This is a genomic window from Sphingomonas natans (assembly GCF_030546695.1).
Classification (GTDB): domain Bacteria; phylum Pseudomonadota; class Alphaproteobacteria; order Sphingomonadales; family Sphingomonadaceae; genus Sphingomonas_I; species Sphingomonas_I natans.
In genome coordinates, this window is record NZ_JAUOTP010000002.1 from 204,931 (window position 1) to 225,318 (window position 20,388).

The 20,388-nt window shown below is 59.0% G+C and carries 15 protein-coding genes; 3 read left to right on the forward strand and 12 right to left on the reverse strand.

The window, feature by feature from the left end:
• The first annotated feature begins 1 nt into the window (after position 1).
• Positions 2–2,008, forward strand: coding sequence for a glycosyltransferase family 9 protein (locus tag Q4F19_RS04615; RefSeq protein WP_303540283.1), 2,007 nt, complete (start codon positions 2–4; stop codon positions 2,006–2,008).
• 35 nt (positions 2,009–2,043) lie between these two features.
• Here Q4F19_RS04615 and Q4F19_RS04620 read toward each other — a convergent pair whose 3' ends face one another.
• Positions 2,044–3,072 carry an FkbM family methyltransferase gene (locus Q4F19_RS04620; RefSeq protein ID WP_303540285.1) on the reverse strand — a complete coding sequence of 343 codons (1,029 nt, stop codon included), beginning with the start codon at positions 3,070–3,072 and terminating at the stop codon, positions 2,044–2,046.
• 229 nt (positions 3,073–3,301) lie between these two features.
• On the opposite strand from Q4F19_RS04620, the gene Q4F19_RS04625 reads away from it, so the two are divergent.
• Together Q4F19_RS04625 and rfaD are read left to right on the forward strand one after the other, a co-directional pair.
• Positions 3,302–3,979, forward strand: a complete 678-nt coding sequence (locus tag Q4F19_RS04625) for a class I SAM-dependent methyltransferase (protein WP_303540287.1) — start codon at positions 3,302–3,304, stop codon at positions 3,977–3,979.
• 347 nt (positions 3,980–4,326) lie between these two features.
• Positions 4,327–5,307 carry an ADP-glyceromanno-heptose 6-epimerase gene (gene rfaD, locus Q4F19_RS04630; RefSeq protein ID WP_303540289.1) on the forward strand — a complete coding sequence of 327 codons (981 nt, stop codon included), beginning with the start codon at positions 4,327–4,329 and terminating at the stop codon, positions 5,305–5,307.
• Between the two features lie 3 nt (positions 5,308–5,310).
• Here the strand turns inward: rfaD and Q4F19_RS04635 are convergent, their stop codons facing one another.
• The 11 genes from Q4F19_RS04635 to gmd form a co-directional block, all read right to left on the reverse strand.
• Entirely contained in the window at positions 5,311–6,483 is a 1,173-nt protein-coding gene (locus tag Q4F19_RS04635) for a hypothetical protein (RefSeq protein ID WP_303540291.1), read from the reverse strand.
• A gap of 65 nt (positions 6,484–6,548) precedes the next feature.
• Positions 6,549–8,633, reverse strand: coding sequence for a glycosyltransferase family 9 protein (locus Q4F19_RS04640; protein ID WP_303540293.1), 2,085 nt, complete (start codon positions 8,631–8,633; stop codon positions 6,549–6,551).
• A 6-nt stretch (positions 8,634–8,639) separates the two neighbouring features.
• On the reverse strand, positions 8,640–10,727 hold the full coding sequence (locus Q4F19_RS04645; RefSeq protein ID WP_303540295.1) for a glycosyltransferase family 9 protein: 2,088 nt from the start codon (positions 10,725–10,727) through the stop codon (positions 8,640–8,642).
• Positions 10,728–10,824: 97 nt separating this feature from the next.
• Positions 10,825–11,205, reverse strand: coding sequence for a hypothetical protein (locus Q4F19_RS04650; protein ID WP_303540297.1), 381 nt, complete (start codon positions 11,203–11,205; stop codon positions 10,825–10,827).
• Between the two features lie 2 nt (positions 11,206–11,207).
• On the reverse strand, positions 11,208–11,765 hold the full coding sequence (locus tag Q4F19_RS04655; RefSeq protein WP_303540298.1) for a glycosyltransferase family 9 protein: 558 nt from the start codon (positions 11,763–11,765) through the stop codon (positions 11,208–11,210).
• Positions 11,762–13,255 (reverse strand): glycosyltransferase family 9 protein, encoded by a 1,494-nt coding sequence (locus Q4F19_RS04660; RefSeq protein WP_303540299.1) that lies wholly within the window; start codon positions 13,253–13,255, stop codon positions 11,762–11,764. The genes Q4F19_RS04655 and Q4F19_RS04660 overlap by 4 nt, the downstream gene beginning before the upstream one ends.
• Before the next feature lie 103 nt (positions 13,256–13,358).
• A complete protein-coding gene (locus Q4F19_RS04665; RefSeq protein ID WP_303540301.1) occupies positions 13,359–14,300 on the reverse strand; it encodes an NAD-dependent epimerase/dehydratase family protein in 942 nt (313 codons plus the stop codon).
• A 250-nt stretch (positions 14,301–14,550) separates the two neighbouring features.
• On the reverse strand, positions 14,551–16,035 hold the full coding sequence (locus Q4F19_RS04670; RefSeq protein ID WP_303540302.1) for a hypothetical protein: 1,485 nt from the start codon (positions 16,033–16,035) through the stop codon (positions 14,551–14,553).
• Between the two features lie 273 nt (positions 16,036–16,308).
• Positions 16,309–16,767, reverse strand: coding sequence for a hypothetical protein (locus Q4F19_RS04675; protein ID WP_303540303.1), 459 nt, complete (start codon positions 16,765–16,767; stop codon positions 16,309–16,311).
• 36 nt (positions 16,768–16,803) lie between these two features.
• On the reverse strand, positions 16,804–19,197 hold the full coding sequence (locus Q4F19_RS04680) for a glycosyltransferase (RefSeq protein ID WP_303540994.1): 2,394 nt from the start codon (positions 19,195–19,197) through the stop codon (positions 16,804–16,806).
• Between the two features lie 135 nt (positions 19,198–19,332).
• Positions 19,333–20,328 (reverse strand): GDP-mannose 4,6-dehydratase, encoded by a 996-nt coding sequence (gene gmd / locus Q4F19_RS04685; protein ID WP_341850158.1) that lies wholly within the window; start codon positions 20,326–20,328, stop codon positions 19,333–19,335.
• Between the last annotated feature and the right edge of the window lie 60 nt (positions 20,329–20,388).

Sequence of the window (20,388 nt, forward strand, 5' to 3'; positions counted from 1 at the left end):
CGTGGGCAAGATCAGTACATTGCTGCGAAACATCGTCGAACTCGTCGGTTCCAGACTACCCACGCGCTCGCGCGCGGGGCTGGTCCAGAGGCTTGTGGCGCGTGCCAATGCAGAACGCGACACACAACGCTACCTGACGGCCTCGGCGTTTTATGAGGAGGCTCTTCGACTTTCGCCGAGCAATGCCCGAGTCCATATCCAATGCGGCCACATGTACAAGGAGGCCGGTGATTTTGCGCGAGCAGAAGTCCATTATAACCGGGCCTTGTTCTTGCTGCCGGATGATCCCGATTTGAGTCTGCAGCTCGGTCATTTCTACAAGCTCGCCGAGCGTCCGACAGAGGCAGCGGACGCCTATCGCCGAGCTGCAGCGCAGCGCCCCGGCTGGGTGGAAGCCGAAGAAGAGCTGAAGCGCATCTCGCAGGCTGATTTCTGGCGGGTCCTGGGCGAATCGCCGGTCGAAGGCGTCGTACCTGAGTTGCTGCCGGCAGGCCGTCTAACCGCACCACAGCAGCTACGCGAAGGGTTACATGTAACGAGGCTCGGCGGGACTCGGCTCCGGAGCGCGAACGGCGATCGCAGGGCGCTCCGCGGAGTAGAGGCAGTGCGCGGTTTCGTGATCTGCTCGACCTTGTTGAAGGAGGTCACTCTCGCCGTCGATGGGCACATCGTCGCCCGGGAGCCCCTCCACGCTCACGAACTCGCAAGGCAGTCGAAGTACGTGTTCAATATCTGGCACGACTTCTCGACGGCTTCCCTTGGAGAAGCGCAGATCGAGCTGCGAGTTTCCGACGGTCGCGGATGGAGCCGCACTCATCGCGTCGTGCTGGAAATAGCGTTGCCGCGAAGCGACCCCCTGGCAGCCGCGTCCGATGCGATCATTCCGCTCCCCGTGCCCGCCGAGCAGCTCTTGGAAGATGCGATAAACGCTCGTCCAAGCGTGGTGCGAACCGCGGCTCGCGCGATCTTCATGGAACCGCCCAAAACCATCCTCGTACAGCGCGCCGATCAATTGGGGGATCTTGCCTGCTCCGTACCCGCCCTTGCGCGACTGCGATCCCACTTCCCCAAAGCCCAGATCGTCGCTTTGCTGGCCCAATCGAATGCCGATCTGGGTCGCACGCTGCCGATGATCGACGAGGTGATCGTCGCGCCGTTCATCGAGGATGTCGCCGACGGTCCGCGGACGATGACCGCATCCGCCCAAATGGAATTGCGCCGAACGCTATCGCGATACTGTTTCGACATCGCGCTCGATCTTGCCGAAACGAGCGGCTCGCGCCCGTTGCTCCTGCTTTCCGGGGCCCGATTTCTCTATGGCTTCAAAGCGCGCGAATTTCCATGGATGACGGCAGGCTTCGAGCTCGGTGCTCGCGATCCGGGGAATGATCATGAAATGGCGGCAACGGCACAGAAGCTGGTAGCGCTGGTAGACAGTCTTTCCACCCTCGTGGGAAACAATAGCGAGCCAGCACCGCGGGCATTGCCGGCAACGTTGCTCGCGCCCTTCGGAATAGACGGCACGACCCGCTTTGTTGTGCTCCATTCGGGAGCGCGCCTCGCGTACAGCCGCTGGCCGGGCTTCCGGGCGCTGGTAAAAATACTGGTGGAGCGCACCGACCTAACGGTCGTGACAATGGGCGAGGACATTGCCGATCTGCCCGACCACGAACGGCTGAAACGCATTTCCGGCCTGTTACCCTTCGATGCGTTCGACGCCTTGCTAGGGAACGCCATGGCCTTCGTAGGCAACGATTCAGGTCCGAAGCATCTCGCTGCGCTACGCGGTATTCCGGTCGTGAGCCTTCATATGGCAAGGTTGAATTGGAGCGAATGGGGACAGACCGGGATCGGTTCGATTATTAGCAGGCAAGTTCCGTGCGCAGGATGTGGCATCGGCCCACGCGAAGAGGAATGCGGCAAAGCGTTTGCTTGCATCCGCGCCATCCAGCCTGAAGAGGTCTTTAAGGCTCTGCTGGACTTACTGCCCGCCCAACAAGCAAACTAGGCCACGTCCGTCATGACGCGCCGGCCACGATGACCTTATTTCAGCCGTGCGCCAACTTGCGCGCGCCACTTGTCAGTGCAGTCCTTCAGGAAATATAGGCCGGCACTGCTAATACCTTGCTCGTACATCTGTCGTAGCTCGTCTCGCATGCCGCCGGCACTGAAAACCTCGTTGCGATCTGGCACATAGAGCCACGCGAAATGGGGCTCGATTTGATCTACAAAGGCATCGATCGGAACGCCGGCGACGTCGCGGATGTGGTGCGGCAGAAATTCGACGCTCAATGCCTGCGCTTTCGACAAGATTCGTGGCATCCCCTTGAGCGCGAAGAACTCTGATCCTTCGATGTCCATAATGATTAGATCGTAGCTTTTCCCACCGCAAATTTCATCAAGCGGAAAACAATCGACCATCACCTGCTCGGGATCGTCATAGAGGTAGAAGTCGCGGTCGACCAAAGGCTTCCTCTTCGATCCGCCGCTGTTTTCCCGATTGATCAGAAACGGAATCTGCCCCCGGGTTTCACCGGCCGCAACCTTGTGGAGAGTGACATTCCAGCATGCATTCACGCGAAGATTGGCTTCGGCGAGGCGCTGCGTGGAGGGGTTGGCCTCCACCGCGTCCAGCGAGGAACAGAGCTTGGAAAGTGGCACGGCCAACGAGCCGATGTGCGTTCCAACCACCAGCACATTGCTATCGGGCTGAATGAAAGTCGCAGCCAGTGCGAGTTCATCTTCTCCATATTCGCCGGTCTGGAGCAATGCGCCGGTGACGGCACTATCCTCCGGATCTACCACGAAAAGGCCGCGCTTCGCCTCGACGACTAGGCCGAAAGCGTTAGGGCCGAACGATGCGAGCTGTCGCCGGCGGTCCCGGCCGGCGGCCGCGCGCCCTTCCCAGCTAGAAAGATCCACCGGCTCGCCGCGGTTCAACCGCTGGAACTCGTCGGTCGACATCAGGTAGCGACCCAAAGCCGCCCGATCGGAGAATCCCATTTCCACATGATATTGTACGAGCGCTGGTTCCGGAGTCCTGCCCAAGATCAGCTCGATCGCAGCTGTCACGTCTTCCGCTGTGATCCCCATAGCGTCGGCAACTCTCCGTCTCAGTCGGCGCACCTATGGATGCCGCTCCGCGGCGAAGCAAGGCGCCTTCAAGAAGCGCGCGTTGAGTAGCTCGCCGAGTTATTCAATGTCGCCAACCCAGCCGGGGCTGGTTTTCCGCTCGTAGCCGAGTAGGGGTGCGGCGTCGTTTAGAGTGAAATCGATCGTATCAAGCAAGCGGGAGACCGGGGTGTCGTTGCTGAGCAAATTCTATGAGACGTCCCCGTACGAAGGATTCGATCCCTCCGATTACCCTTCGGATCTTCAGGGTTGGGGATCGGACGATCCCATCTTCCGGGACCTCATCGCAGCCATCCGTCCCAAGGTGATCGTCGAAGTCGGGACTTGGAAGGGCGCGTCCGCCATACACATGGCCGGGATCACCAAGGAACTCGGGCTCGATACGACCATCATCTGCGTCGATACGTGGCTCGGATCGCCCGAACATTTTCTCGCCCAGCAACCCGGCTGGAGAGAGTCGCTGCTCCTACAGAACGGCTTCCCGCGGCTCTATTACACCTTCCTGAGCAATGTGATCCGCGCGGGCTTTACCGACCGGATCATCCCGCTCGCGAACACGTCGGATAATGCGGCCGTGATATTGGGGAGCGTCGGGATAAAAGCCGATCTCGTTTACATCGACGCTGCGCATGAAGAAGAGCCGGCCTACCGCGATTTCCAGAACTATTGGCGCTTGCTCAGCGATGACGGAGTTCTGCTGGGCGACGATTATATTTCGTGGGATGGCGTGACAAAAGCGGCGAACCGCTTTGCCGTTGACGTTCAATGCCCGATCGTGGGCAAATGGAGTAAGTTCGTCATTTCCCGCAATCCTGCCGTCCGGCCCAGTATCGCATTTGGCGCGTAAAAATGGTGCTTACGGAGTACGCAGGCGGGCGTTAGCGTCGCATACGGTTTCAATAGGCGACCCATAAGCTCCCTCGTTTACTTTCGTCATCGTCATATCGGCGCGACGCTGATCGCGTTGACGTTTTTGCTGCCGCGACCCGGCCTGCCGGCTTCGACGCCATTGCGGAGAACGGCAAGGATAATGATGCCGTAACGCCGGCGCTCTACAGGCCGGAACAGTCTGCGCGCGAAACGCTTCGTCCTTGCCCTTGTGTGGACGGTTGCAATCCGCCTGCCGGTCGGACAATGGCAGGGTCTCGGCCGTTAGGCCTCCGCACCTGCACGGGCAACAAGAGTGATAGCAGCATGATCGTCGTGACCGGCGCCGCCGGCTTCATCGGCTCGAATATCGTATCGACGCTAAACGAGCGAGGACGCGACGACATCGCGGTATGCGACTGGGTCGGGTCGGGCGCCAAATGGCGCAATCTGGCCAAAGCCGGCTTCGTCGACTGGATCAGTCCGCCGGATCTCCTAAGCTGGCTTGAGCGTCGGACCGACGTTGACGCCATCATCCACATGGGCGCCATTTCCAGTACGACAGCGCGGGACGGTGATGCTGTCATCGCGACCAATTTCCGTCTCTCGCTGGACCTCTTAGAGTTTTGCACGAATCGGGAGACCCCGTTTCTCTACGCCTCCTCTGCAGCTGTGTACGGAGATGGAGAGCTGGGCTTCGACGATGACGCTTCTCCGGCTGCGGTACGAGCGCTGCGGCCGCTCAATTTGTATGGTTGGAGCAAGCGCCAGTTTGATTTCGTCGTGGCCGATCGGATCGCCCGCGGTGCGCCGTTTCCTCCGAGCTGCGTTGGTCTGCGATTCTTCAATGTCTTTGGGCCGAACGAGTATCACAAAGACGAGATGCAGAGCATCGTAGCCAAGATTGCAGGGCCGATCGGACGGGGCGAAGGTATCACCTTGTTTAAGAGCCACCGTGAGGGGATCAACGATGGCGATCAGCGTCGGGACTTCATCTACGTCAAGGACGCGGTGGCGCTCGCCCTTCACCTTCACGACCGGGGCACCACTGGCATTTACAACGTCGGGACCGGGCAGGCCCGCTCGTTCCGGGAACTCGCTATCGCGACCTTCGCGGCTTTTGGCCGCTCGCCCCAGATCGATTACGTCGATATGCCGGAGAGCATTCGCGATAAATATCAATATTTTACGCAGGCATCGCTTGAGCGAGTTCGAAACGCAGACTTTGCGACGCCGTTTTTCAGCCTCGAAGAGTCGGTGGCCGATTACGTGCAGTCTTACCTCGACCGAGCCGATCCTTACCGGTAACGGCTAGGCAACAGACCTGCTCGCCGCGCCCAGATGCGCGACAATGTGCGCGCGCGAGGGATCGCCGAAAAAGCCTGTCGAGCAGGACGCAAGCGAAAAGGCGTCTTCGGCGAGAGCCTTGATCCGGAGACCGACCTGCGCATTCCAGCCGAGCGTCTGGCAATGATCAAATGCTTCCCCGGCTCCCTTCAGATCGCCGCTCAACCCGAGCAAATCGCCCAGGATGATCCATTCGGACGAGTCGCCCGGCGCCAGGCGAGTGAGCGCGCGTTGGGAAGCCACGGCCGCATCGACGTCGCCGGTGCTGAGCGCCGTGTCCCGGGCAGCCCAAGCCCATTCCCTGGTATGGAGATCTTGAGCCCTCCCGATCAGGCTTTGCAGCGAGCCCGCCGCCCCGCGAAAATGAACGATCCGGACGATCTGGCGCGCCGCATAGGGCGGTGCCTGCACCGTTAGCGCGATGAGCCAGGCCACCTCTTCGTCCACAGCAAGAGGCTCGACACTGGCGACCCGAATGAAAGCCGGTAAGTCGCGCCCATCCCGGACGAGCCGGATGACATTCGACAGACAAGGGCCGAGCCCTCCCCAACCGAGCCGGATCGTCTGAGCGAAGGCATCATCCCAACCGAGAGCTGCCAATTCTTCAAGTCTGCGCGCAAGCCGTTGCACGCGATCATAGACAACGATCATCGTCATCGCAGCAGGATCGGCGTCGATCCGCCGAACCTCGCGTGGAAGGCTCCAACGCGCGACATCGGACATCAGCCGTGAAAGGGCGACCATGTCGGAGTCGGAGCCAGCTTGTAGCATCGCCGGAAGGACCAATGCCAGATCGCTGCTCACCCGCGCGTAGCCTGCGAGCGAGAGCGGTTCCGCTTGCGGGATTGGTTCGCTGGAAACCCGCAGCGGTGGGGTCACCGCCAGCAGGCGTCGCAACTCCAAAAGACCCGTTTCAACCATCGACGCCGGAGCGACTGGCTCATCCCGAAGAGCGGGAGCTCGCCACAGGCCGGTCTTCTCAGAAATCGCTGCTTGCCAGCGCAGAGCCTCCGGGGAGAGCCCCTGTTCAAGCGCTGCGACGCCGAAGAGCAATAGCGCGCTCTCGCGCTCGCCTGCAACTAATGCGAGTTCGGCTAAATCCAGGATATCCTGTAGCGGCGCATTGGCGGTCAGCATCGCGGCATTCCGGCGGAACGCGTCGTCAATGAGAGTTCGGGTCAAGTCGGTCGGAGGCCTCACCATTACCCCGCTTCCGATCGAGCAGGATCCGACAGCGGAACGGATTCGGCCAAGACGGTTTTGATAGCCTGCATTACCTCCGCCGTCGTAATATTGCGCAAGCAGACGAAATCTGCCCCGCATTCCTCGGCATCATAGTGGATCATGCAACCCGCGCAGGGAACCTTGCGCGAGATGATGTATCCGCTGCTTTCCTGGCCCCACTCATTCCAGTTAGTGCGCGCCATGTGGATGCTCACCACCTCGGCCCCGCGAAGCGAAGCAAGATGTTTCGGCCCCGAATCATTGCCGGCGAAAACCGCGCAATTCGCGAGCAATGCGTCGAATGCATCGTAACTGAGCCTGGGTGGCATCAGGCTGAAGCGCCCGGAATTTTCGAGCTCAGCGGAGAGGCCAGGACCTTTGCTTTGATCATCCCGCAGCATGACGACATCCAGGTCGGTCTCGCGCAAAATCGCTTCGGCCAAGGCATTGAAATAAGGCCAACGACTGAACAACAGGCGAGCGCCATCATGCACCACGGCATAGCGGCGGCCCGGACGCAAACCCAGACTAGCGAGGGCCTCGTCAGAAGGGTGTGTTCGACGCACGACGTTCGGTTCGCTGCGTGCAAGAGCACCCAGCCATTCCATCATGCCCAGCATCTTGTTCGTGTGCGGCACGACTTCATAGCCGTTCCAGCGATCGTGCGTATTGCCTTCCAGATCGAGACTGAGGCCCGGCACGTCGTCGCCCGCCCGGAAGCCGTACAGAAAAGGCGCGCCGCTCAGCAGCAGAACGCGGCGAGCCCAGCCGTTTTCCGACATGTCGATCGCCATGTCGAACCGGTAAGGCTTGAACATCTCGACCAGTTCACGCTGCTTTTCCAGCGGCATTATCCGCCGGCGCTGGTCCCAGTCTTCGGGAAAATCCGTGACCAGAACCTCATCGAACAGACCGAGATCGCTCGCCAGATCCCGGTTGGCGTTGCTGACAAGCCCTACGATCCGCGCTTCGGGAAAGAGCGAACGCAGCCGCCGCAAAGCGGGAACGGAGACGACCATGTCGCCCAGCTGGTCGATCCGCTGCACCAAGATCGTACGCGGTGCCTCCGCCAGCAAAGCTCGTCGGGCCGAACGAATTTGCGAAGGCCGTTCGTTTATCTGCTGTTCGATCGGGCGAGGATCACCAGCGTCGATTTCGACGATGCCGTCGAGCTGGGGATATTGCGCCTCGGTAAGCGCCGGCTGAATCACGATCTCCTCGTGATGTGTGTAACGGCGGTTTTTGACATCCGTGATCCGGATGCCCACGTCATACCGTCCGGGCAGATCGAGACTGAAATCGATCCACGCGTTGAAGATGTATTTCATCAGCTCGGGCCGATGCTTTTCCCGCTTGATCTCATGGCCGCCATCAAGCGGCCCGCGATGACGCGCGATGCCGTTTACCAGGATCAGCACTTCGACGAGCGGCGTCGGCGAAATGCAGAATCCGCGGACGGCCTCGACGCCGCGAAGAGTTCTCCTCGTGCCCCAGTTGCTACGCTCGGAGCGTCCGAGACTCCGGATTTCGATACCTTCTCGATGCGCATGTAACAATTCGGCCGGGGGCCGCGGGAGAAGGTCGCGTTGGACCGTGAAACCGAGCGACGCCGACAATGCTGCAGCCTCAGCGCCGACGTCCAACACCACTGTTTCGGCATAGGTCGCCGGCTGATCGGAAAGGCCATCCAGCCTCACGAGTTCCTCTCGCACCTCCGTCCACTCCGGTCGGAGCGAAAGCGCGCGTTGATAGGATGTGACCGCTTCCTCGCGCCGTCCCGCGACTTTCAAAAAATGACCGAACTGCAGCGCGAGATCGGCATCCTCGGGCATCAGCCGCTCGGCGGAGCGATAATGCTGCTCGGCTCGCGCAAGATCCCCGCCTTCCTTGAACATATGGCCAGCCTGAACGTGAAGGTCCCCACGGTGTGGCAAAAAGCGTAGCGCTTCTACGTAAAGCGCTGCCGCTTCGAGGAAGCGCCCTGCATCGCGGCGCTCGTTGGCGCGCGCGACGAGTTCGCGAGCCAGGCGGCGTTGCGGAATGAATTTAGGAATCAACGGCATCGTTGTTCAAGCGTTTCGCGCATCGAGGCCGCCAGCGCGCACCGTCGCATCAAATACCTCGCTCACCGAAATATCACGAATGCAGGAGAAATCCTGGCCGCACTCTTCGGGATCGTGAAAAAGCGCACAGCCCGCACAAGGTACGCGCCGACTGATGATGACTCCGCCTCGTTCCTGCCCCCACTCCTTCCAGTTGATGCGCGCTGTGAACAGGGTCACAGCTGGCACGCCTCGAAACGAGGCCAGATGCTTCGGCCCGGAATCGTTCCCGACGAGCACTGCGGCATGGGAGACAAGTGCGTCGAAATCGTCGAAGCTTAACCGCTCGTCGAGCAGAATGAAGCGGGCATCGTCGAGCAAGCGCTGAGACAGCCCCTCTCGCGCCGACGGATCCTCAGTCATCATAACGATCGTAGCGTCCGTTTCATCCAGCAGCCGCACGGCCAGTTCCGCATAGCGAGGCCAGCGTGAGAATTCGATGCGTGCGCCCATGTGAAGTACGGCATAGCGGTCGTTTCCGCCGATCCCGAACCGATCGACGCGTGATCGATCTAGATCCTCACGCCGAACCACCTCGAAGCTGTCGCGCAGAAGCGCTCCCAGCGTTTCGACCAATGCCAGTGTTTTAGCCGAATGGGGCACCCGATCGAGCCTATTGCGCTGGTCATGGGTGTTCAGCCCAAATTCCGCGGTCAGCCAGGGCCAGTCGCCACCACCGACACCATAGAGGAACTTAGCGCCCGACAGCAGCAACAATGGCCGCGACACGTCCGACTGGGACAGATCGATAGCAAGATCGAAAGCGTACGGCTCCAGTCGCTCCCGCAGGGCCTCCTGTTCGACAAGCGGCATCAGGCGGCGGCGTTCGACCTTGTCGTCCGGAAAATCGATCACGATGATCTCGTCAAACAAATCGAGCGTGCGCGCCAAATCGGCATTCGCAGCCGTCATCAGACATACGAAGCGCGCGGAGGGCATGAGCTCCCTCAAACGCTTCACCGCGGGCGTAGAAGAGATGATGTCGCCAAGTTGGTCGGTCCGCATCAGCAACACGTTTTTCGGCCGTTCCGAAAACAGCGAACGCTCCGCTGGGCGCACGATGCTCGGGAGAGCCCGGATCTTTCGCTCCAGGGATACAGGATCGGGTTCACGGACCGGCACTTCGGCATCCGAGCCCGAATTTTCTTCGAATGGCGAAGGCGCGATTACGACGGCTTCTTCGAAGCTGTAAATCTCATGCTCTATGTCAATGCACCGGATCGTCGCAGTGTATCGGCCCGGAACCATCCCAGACACATCGATCCACGCATTAAACACATATTTAAGCGACCGGTTCGTATCGCGCGCATGATAGAGCTCGTATCCGCCGCGCAATGGACCGCGATATGCTGACAGCCCGTTGAACAGGACCTGTATCTCGGTGACCGGCCGGGGCGAAATGCAGAATCCTCTGACAGCCTCTACGCCTCGCAACACGCGAGTGTTGCCCCAGAAGCTCCGTTCGGAACGACCGAGACGCTTAATCTGCAGACCTTCCGGATAATCCTGCAACAGAGCGGCAGCCTGTCGCGGCGCAAGCTCGGGTATCAGCCGCGCAATCTGGTCGGAAGTTAAAGTATCTGCTGAGCCGAACAGATCGACCGGCAGCGCGAGTGAGTCATTCGCGGCCCTGTCCGTTCCCTGTGCATCCTGCGGGCCGCGAGCAAACTGTAGCTCCTGCAACTCCCGTTCGGCGGCAAGCCAGCCGGGCTGCAGCGCCAAGGCGCGTTCGTAGCTGCGTGCCGCCTCGTCCAAACGTCCGGACACCTTATAAAAATGGCCGATCTGGAGCGCGAGATCCGCATCGTCGGGTAGCAGCCGCAGGGCAGTTGAATAAGCGCGCTCGGCGCGTTCCAGAAAACCCGCCTCCTTCAACATATGGCCATGCTGGACATGGAGGCCGGCTCGCTGCGGCATCAGACGGGCCGCTTCTGCGTAAAAGGTAGCCGCCTCAGCGAAACGACGCTCTTCGCGCGCTTTATCACCCTGCTGGATCAAGTGCTTTACGATCGTGCGCGATCTGAAGCGAGAAGAGCGCAATCTGTCGAAAAACATGCGGTAAGAGGCGCCTCGATCGGAAACCGAGCCGTAGCTTTGCCGGGCTGGTTACGTCAATCGGAGTTTAAGATCCATCAAGCCACGGGGAGCATGATCACGCGTCGGTGCGCGATGCCCTTCCCTGAAAATCATGGATGCGATCGAGCAGGCCAGCTGCCGTACGGCCTAGCTGCTCGGCCTGCAGGTCGATGGTTCGCTGCAGCTTGAGAAGTTCGATCTCAAGCTTCGTCTGCGCGCGAAGGCGATCTTCCTCGGCCTTGCGCAGCTCCTGTTCAAGTGCGCGAACGCGCTCATCCGCGCTGGCCTGGTCTATGCCTCGGTCGCGTCGCAAATCATCAATCAATGCGTGCAAATCTGCACATTCGCGGCGGCGATCTTCCTCGCGCGCCTCCGAGCCAGCAAGTCCGTCGCGCAACGCTTGGACCGCTTCTTCAAGCCGCCGAACGTCTCTTGCCCGCGCCAACCATCGCCGCATCGTCAAAATCCTGCCTGCTGAACGCCCGCGATCTGCCGTATCGCCCGATCCGTTTTCCGCGCCATCGCCAGCATGACCGCATCTGCGACAACCGCCGGTTCGATCAAGCGAAGACAGGCGCGATCGTAAGGACTTTGGCTATTATGGTCCAACTGGCACGGCGAACAGCCAATCGCGCGTGAGACAAGGATCACGTTGTCGCCAAGCGGTCGCCATTCGGCGCGTTGATGCGACCCGCCGAACACGCACACCGTAGGAACGCCGAACGAGCCACTGAGATGGGCGATGCCAGAATTGTTGCCGATGACGCAGCCGGCGCCCTTGAGCTCTTCGACCAGGGCCGCCCAAGAGAGTCGGCCGCAATCGTTGAAAACGCGATCGGCTGGGTGCGGCCGTACGACATCGTTTGCGCGCAACCTTTGGCTCGCCGTGCCCACAACACATATTGTCCGGTCGTGCTCGACCCGGTCGAGCAGGCATCCGATCAAAGCGCCGTAATGCTCAGCCGGCCAATCTCGTATGTCGCTATTCGAGAAAGGGGCGAGGATGATATTCTTCATCGCGCCAGCATCTCTCCTAACACCCCGAACCGGCCCAGCCGGTTTGCCACAAGCTCGATCAGTAAGAGCTGATATTCGGACTGATGCAGAACGCTCGCACCGCCCTCGCGAATCAGCCGGCCGCCATAGAAACTGAAGCTAAACGCCGCTGCATCGCCTACTGTCCAAATTCTGAACTCGAAGGAAAGGCTCGGTTTCTCTACTATGAAGGCTAGCTTCCCCACGTGGTCGCTTGGCGAAATGATTCGTTGCACGATTGGTTTCGCATCGATCGCAACGTCCAACGTCAAAAGGCCGGTCTCGCCCCGGTTGGGCTCGATAAAGGGCTCAAATTCATAGCGACCGGGCCGCAAGTGAAAATAAGGCCCCCACACGAGAGCCGACGCCCGATCAATCGTTTTGCTTACGAACTTGAGGCGAAATTCGCTAGCATCGGCAGAAGCCTGCCACGAGAAGTCGCGATGTCGCAGCACATCCTCTCGGGCCGCCTCAGCTTCGTTGCGCGTTTGATTGATGGGCAGAAAGATGTCCAGAAACGGGAATTGCGAGCGGGCCCCGACTCCCGCACGCAACTTGGCATCCACCTTGGTTAGTAGGAAGCGCGTATCGGTATCGGTGCGCATATCGATCGCGAGATCGAACGTGCCGAGCCGGAGTTGCTCGAACAGAGCGGTTTTGCCCGGAACGTCCACCTCCTCCTCTGTGGAATTCCGCGGAAAGATATCGAAAGCGATGACTTCGTCCGCCAGACTCGAATTGCGCGCCATCTCGACATTCCATGAGCCGACAATGAGCGTAATGTGCGCGCCGGGAAACCGCGCTCGAGCCTTCTCCAGTGCGCTTAGTGACATGATGAAGTCACCGAGATGGTCCAGCTTCAGGATCAAAATCCGTCGATGCGGCGGCTGCGACACGGATTCGACCCTTGTCCGCTTGGGCTCGAATGCGTAGTCGGGCTCCGCACTTCGGATCTTGCTTGGCGCGAGCGGCGGACCGAGCCTCCATGTCGGACGATCAATTTTCTCGAGAATTAGGAGAATGTCGCTCGCACCGGATGGGGGATGGTCGGCCGCCACCCCATAGTCATAGCCATTATCGTCGTCGCATAGCAGTCGGACGCGATAACTGTTCGCCTCGAGGGCTTCCTCGACTTCAGCCATCAGCGAGTTGGGCGTGTACAGGCGACGTTGCCGCGGGTTCCACCTTGATGGCAGGCTGAGCAAACGCTCATAGAGGAAGGTGTGTGGCACGGTGATAATAAGATGGCCGCCGGAGCGTAAGACCGCGAACCAAGCGCGGAACATGGCCCGATAGTCGGCTACATCCTGAAGAAGTCGTGGAGCTAACAGCGTCGCTAAGCCGTCGCCTTCGACGAATAGGCGATCGGCTGACACTTCAACCCACGGACTATGAATGTAAGGAGCAGCCCGGTGTTGTTCGGTAATGCTCGCGGGGAAAGCGCCTACCTCCGGCTTTTGTGAGACGTCCACGCTTTCAATCTTTCCTCTTCAAGTTGCTTAGATAGGCCCTCGTACGTCTCAAGTCCATGTCGGCGGCTTCAGCATATTGACCGGGACCGATTGTGCCGCCCCCTTAGGAAAACGGCGCCGGAGGAGTCGGATCCCGTCGCTCGAGATTGAAAAGTTCATCGATCGTTTCTTCAAGCGGGATGAGAGGTTTCCAGTCCAGCACGGAACGCGCACGCGACGCATCCCCCACCGCGCGCGGAATCTCGACGGCTCGAACGCGATCCGGTGATGAGATGATGGTGAGGGGTCTTCTCGCGCGTTCAATTAACCGATCCAGCAGTTCGAAAACCGCGATCGGCTGGCCCGACGCGATATTGAGGATCTCACCTTTCCACGCCGGACGCTGGAGAGCGAGAACATAGGCTCGCACAACATCGCGCACGTCTAGAAAATCGCGAACGGCGGAAAGATTACCCACCTTGATCTCTGCCGGTCCACGTCCCTGTTCGGCAGCCACGATTTGGCTGATAAAGTTCGGGACGACAAATCGGTTCGATTGTCCGGCTCCAATATGATTGAAGGGACGGAAACGAACGACTGCCAGTCCCATATGCGCAAACTGCCCCATCAGGAGATCAGCCGCCGCCTTTGCAGAAGCGTAGTAATTCAGAGGATTGAGCACAGCGCCTTCGTCAAGCGGGTCGTCAGTTTGACTGAAGGACTTGCCGTAGACTTCAGAACTGCCGACGAAAGCCATCCTGCAATCGGGGCTATAACGCAAGGCAGAGCGGGCAACATTCATACTTCCCTGCAAGATAACTCGAAAGGCAGCTTCGGGATCAATGTCGGCATCGGGTACGAACGACAAGGACGCGAGGTGGAATATTGCCGCGGGTGCGAACGTCCGTACGAGTTCGTCGACCTGCTGCGCGTTGGTAGTGTCCAAAGCCTGATCGACGCCACTGCGCAGCCGAGCCGAAGTTGCGACGATGACGGCTTGTGGCATCGCGGAGCGCAAGGCGTCTATGAGGTGGCGGCCGACGAAGCCACCAGCACCGGTGATCACGATTGGACGATCAGTCATGCGGACACTGCCGCCGCCGAAGATCGCGCAGCAACACGATAACCGAGCAGCACTCAATATCTTGTAGGCTGCGCGTCACCCGACGTCCGAACGCGCTGTCATAGAAAGCCCCCAACAAATTAAGCGTCGTTCCTGCCCTCGCAAGGCCACCGGCCATTGCCGTTACTGGACCCAATGCGCAAGCTCTGCGCTCAGCAAAATCGATGGGCATAAGGCTGATGCCTGGCGCGACCTACTTGAGTCGCCGCATAACTTCATTCCAACGGGACGCAACATCCGCTGGCTCAAGCGAACCGGGCAGCGGGGTCCCACGCGACCGCTCATATGAGGCAAGCCGCTGCTGATAAAGGGCTAGGGCGAGATGTAGTTCGTCCCGTTCAGCCGCACCATGTTCGAGCGAGGTAAGCAGTCCGGCGCGGACCTCATTGTCGGCGGCAACCGCGGCCTCTAGCGAGGCACCGTGACTGAGAGATGCCCTGAGCGCCTCTTCCACGGTCGCGAGCTCAGCTTCAAGTGTCGAGCAGCGATTTAAAACCTCACGTGATTCCCCAAGAAATCTCTCGTGATCTTGGGCCCTCTGCTCCGCCTCCGCCGCTAGTCTGTCCCGATCACGCCGCCATCGGCCATGTAGAGCGCCAGCCTGCGACAAAAACGCCCGATAGCGTTCGGCGAACTCCGCGATGCGCCTTATACCCAGGTCGAGCAGGACATCAGGCGCCCTGACGATTGATCCGTCGTGGGCGGCCAGGTGGAGCAGCGAAGCCACCATTTGTTCGACACGTTCCAGATCGAGGACGAGGAGGTCGGGCGCCGCGATCGTTGATTTCGCGCCTGCGACCGAAAAGGGAAGACCCGAGTGAGCCGTGACGGCTGTCTCCAGTGCGGCGCGCTCTTCGGCGCCCTCGGCCAACCCATCGAGGCTCACGACCAGATCGGCGTCCAGTCGGGCCAGATGCTCCAAATAAATGTGAAGGACCAGAAAGCAAATCAAGACATCGTCGTTGGGCCGCAGGCCATCCGTATCCGCGAGTTCCGCACTGCGGGCAAACCGCTGCAGAGTGTTTGCGACCGGGTCGGCAGAGGTGCTGAACACCGTCGTTAAAACACTGCGGAGAAAATAATCGTTCCCAGCCGCGAACTGGTCGGAATAAGAAAACCACTGAGCGAGCAGAGGTCTGACCAGCGCGATATGGAGGCCGCCATGCGCTCGTTTTAGCGCACCAATCCGCGCGAGGCTGCGCGTGCAACTCAGCACTGGAACGCGGCCCGCGACGTGGGCGGCGTTGATCAGACTTGCCGTGTAGCACCGTTCCGCATCCGAGAGCACCGGGTCGCCGATCTCGTCCTTTGCCGGGAAAAAGCGAGCGAGCGCCATCCCTGATTCATAATGGCAAACGCCTCCGTCGGCCGCGATCAAGGGCGCAAACTCTATGAAGTATGGGGCGGTCGGCGGGTGATGCGAATTCCACTTGTCATGAGAGTGATTCAGCGTGTCCAAACTCAGCGTCGCCAGATATTCGTTAAAAATCTCGTAATATGCACAGAATTTGGTATTGGTTCGGAAAAGCGACCAGAGCCACGTGGAACCAGTTCGAAATGAAGAATGAACAAAGATAGCAGAGCGCGCCTCAGAGGCTCCGTTTTCGGCCGCTTTGACATTGACTGTCGCGGGTGATCGGCGACGGCGATCGCCCACTTTAACCACCGCTTTGCTCAATCCGCACCGTTTTGATACTTAGATTTGTACTCGTCGCTGTGAACCGCCGCAAGGATTAGATCGGTTCGTTCTCTATGATCCGCTATCATCTGCGTAATAACCTGTTCGCTCTCGGGCAGCCGACCCAGAACTACGCGATACACCCAGATCACCTGATCTCTCGTCATCGACACGACATTTCTCCACCATATCGCTTGTTCGCGGGACGTGTCACTGAGCCCTCTCTCGGGTCAACGACCGCTTGAGTGCCCTCGCATAACGTTCATGATTAGCTCAGGGCCGCACGCGCACATCTTCCCGCCTCGCATCGCCGCGATTTTCCGCCTTGTGCAGTTGTAGCTTTTGCTCAAACTCCAAAGCAACCGCCGCCACCTCCGCACGTTCTTCTTCTAGTCGCGCTTCATACTCGCGGGCGATCTTTTCGATCTCTCTCCGCAGGTCATCCATCGCCTCCCGTTCTCGCAAGGCCTGGTCTAGATCTGCGAGTGTGACAGTGAGCTTCGACTGGAGTTCTCCGACCGCAGAACGCAAGCGATCCCGTTCAAAGCGCAGTTCCTCTTTTTCCAGCCTAAGTGATCGCTGATCAGCTCGAAGATCGACGATCGCCTCACCGAGCTTTAATAGCTCCAGCGCATCGCGACTCCAGACATCTCGCTTCACCTGCGATGCCGGAACAGGCGGTCGCGCCGGATCGTGGAGGCCTGGTACCCCGCCGTGTTCCTTTTCGTCCATACTCACCACTCTTATTCCTCTGCAACTGGGCCGTCGCTACGCGCCGAGTTCCGCAAGTCGAGCCGCCTGCCGCTGCTGCACGCTGGCCAATCCGAATTCGGCTTCCAAACGCTTCTTCGCGCGCCCGACTAACGGACCGTGCGTGCCGGCGCCCTCGAAGACAGTCTGCATTTGCCACGCTGCATGACAGAGGTCCGGATCGGCCCACACGCGCCCTTCCCCATGCGGATACTCCCCTGCCTGGAGCGGCACCAGCCGATAATCGACTGGGAAGCCAGTCGCGTCGCTCACCAGCTCGGTTGAAGCGGAATAGTCGGTTGAGATCACCGGTACACCCAATGCCATTGCTTCGGCGATCAGCAAGCCGAGGCCTTCGCTACGATGAAGCGACACGACGCAATCCGCGCAACCGATCAGGCCCAACATTTCCGCCCGACCGAGTTCGCCATCGATAAACCGGATATCCATGTCCGTCGGCACGGCAATGCGCAGGCGAGCGAGAGCACCTGGCACTAGCGACGAGTTGACGCACTTGATGACCAGGGAGACGTCGCGTGCCCGCGATGTCCCGCCGAAAGCGAGCTTGAAAGCGTCGATCACGGCCAGAGGATTTTTGCGGCCGCTAAAGGAAAGGAAATCAAAAGAGAACATAAAGACAAAGCGGCCGGACGGTAATCCGAAATGGGCCCGTTCAAACGTCTTGGCGCGGTCAAATCGCAGCGCTATCGGCATGTATTGGACCGGCTTATTGACGCGCGATATCAAGGCGCTTTGAATGAAGCGCGTTGGCGCCCAGATCTCATCCACGCGATCAAAGGCCGAAAGCCAAGCCTCCGGAAAGCTCGACAGTTCCCAGAAAGGAACGCAGATCCGGTACGCGTCCTGACGGAGGCGATCGCGCATACCCTCCTGAACATATGGGAGCTGATCGGCATTAATGTTGAAGATCTGCACCCTGCCGCTCGCAGATTCGCTTAGCAGGTGTTCGCAACTATTATTGTTTCGCGTAGAAGCGACATTCAGAGATACGTCTAAACCCTCGCTATTGTAAGGCCCTTCGGCGAAAGACTGCAGCGTCAGCCGTCCCACTTCTCCGACGCCTGTGTCGGCACGAAGATATCCTATCACGGAAACGTCAATCGCCTTGGAATCGCGCGATGGAAGAGCTCGTCGGGGCCGCCGTCGCGCAGAAGCAATGCGATCGACCGATGGTTGGACGAGGCGCGGATCAATCCCCGCATCGTGCGCATGGCCAAGAAACCAGTGCAACAAACCCTGCACTCCGCTCACGTCGTGCAGGTTAAAGGATTCGCGCAAATACGGCGATTCTAACCAGAGCCGTTTCATCAAATTTGTGCAGACGATCCCTTGGGGAGCATTCGCCACGCCGGCCGCCGGCGCACTTAGGTAGCCCGCAAAGGTGGCAAAAGGATCCCCGTCCCAGACAGGAAATTCCTCGCGGAACAGCTTGCGCGCCACAAGCGGGATGCTGGCACCGCTCTCAAACTTTCCAAAAGCGTAATTACCACGCGGAACGCGACCCAGTCCGTTCTTGACGAGGTCTGACTTGTAATTATCTAGTAACCCGAGAAGCGATCCACCATTATTACTGGCGAACATCAGCGTATGTTTGGACAATTGCTCAGAGGCGCGAGGATCAAAGCCGCTGAAGTGGAAAAAGACAAGAGGCTCGCCGTCGACTAGCCAAGCGCCATCATCCATCGCTAATTCCCGCTGAGACAGATTCCAATAAGCGACGTTTAGCGCGGTCTGTCGCAGCACGATGGTACGGTCTAGGAAGCCTGGGACCAAGTCCATGAATTTTTGATCGACGAATACGCCCTCATCTTGAGCATTGAGGCATTGATAACGGAGCCGACGCGCCCACCACCGCAACACATCCTCAACCGCATCTGATTTGCGGAAAGCCGCAAATCCAAGATTGTAGACGCCTGCTTTCATAAATGAAATATCGTCCGGAGGAAGCAAGTTTTCCGCCGGACGTGTTACATGCGGTGTAAAGACCGCATTGTCTCCTCTATTCAAAAGATCAAACACCGAAGTCAACGGGGAATATATCTTGATGTCAGGATCGAAATAGATGACGGAGTCATAACCGGCCGCAAAAAGGTGAAGAAACATATACGGCTTTACGGCCGTATTGAACTCCATGATATCGTAGCGAAACGCGAACCCCTGCAGTTCCGTGATGCCAACCTTGGCGACGGGGACAATCGTGCAAGCATCGGGATAGAAGCCTGTAAGGGTAACTTCCTCATCAGCAAGACACAAAAAGTGATCGGCGTCCGGATGATGTGCAACGGATGATTCAATCAACGTTCGGGTGTAAGGCATGTAGTTATTGGAGCTGATCGTAAAGATTGCAGCTTTCGAGGAGCCGACGCCCTCATGGTCCGAGATAGCCATCACGTAGCTCAATCCCCGTATCTCTAGGCCCAGCGCTTTGCGGCGCATTGACTAATCTCTGCGCCCGCTCGATGCTTCGAGTGGGCAGCGATCCATGACACTCCCATCAACGATTTTCCGTCCTTTCGCTCAATGCGCTCAACCGCCCAGAAAACGCGACACGCGGACGAGGTCGGCATCCACCATTTCAAAAATCATTTCTTCTAAAGAGACCTTCGGCTCCCAGCCAAAAGTTTGGCGCGCCTTCGTTGGATCTCCGAGCAGTATGTCAACCTCGGAAGGCCTGAACAGATCAGGATCGATCACCAAATGATCAGACATATTTAGACCGGCGCGGGCAAACGCAAGTTCACACATTTCCCGCACGCTCGTCGTGACACCGGTTGCAACTACATAATCGTCCGGCACATCCTGCTGTAGCATAAGCCACATCGCGCGCACATAATCCCGCGCATGCCCCCAGTCGCGCTTGGCATCGACGTTACCGAGGCGCAATTCGGTGGCCAGACCCAGTTTAATCCGAGCCACACCGTCTGTTACTTTCCTTGTTACAAATTCGATGCCGCGCAAGGGGCTCTCATGGTTAAACAGGATGCCAGAGGAAGCGTGCATCCCAAAGCTCTCGCGATAGTTGACAGTAATCCAATGCCCGTAAAGCTTCGCAACCGCATAAGGCGATCGTGGGTAAAAAGGCGTCTTCTCGCTTTGCACTGGGTGCTGGACGAGGCCGTACATTTCGGATGACGAGGCTTGGTAGAAACGGGCTGAACTTCCAGCGAGACGGATCGCCTCGAGCATGTTCGTGACACCCAACGCGGTTATGTTGCCGGTTACGAGCGCCTGAGACCAGGAGGTTGCCACGAAAGATTGCGCGCCCAGATTGTAAATTTCGTCGGGCTGCACCTGCTGCACCACGCGGACGAGAGATCCCAGATCGGACAGGTTCGCATCATGCATGACGACGCGGTGGGCGATCCCGAGCCACCGAAGGCGATGATCGGCGACCCCGAGATGCGACGAACGCCGCACGATACCGTGCACTTCATACCCCTTCCCAAGCAGAAATTCGCTCAGATAGGCACCGTCTTGGCCCGTAACACCGGTGATCAACGCGCGCTTCGACATATTTTCCATGGTCCTTTCGGCGCGTACGCCGCCGCTTCGCCGATATCGTGAGCGAGCCGGCGGGCTTTG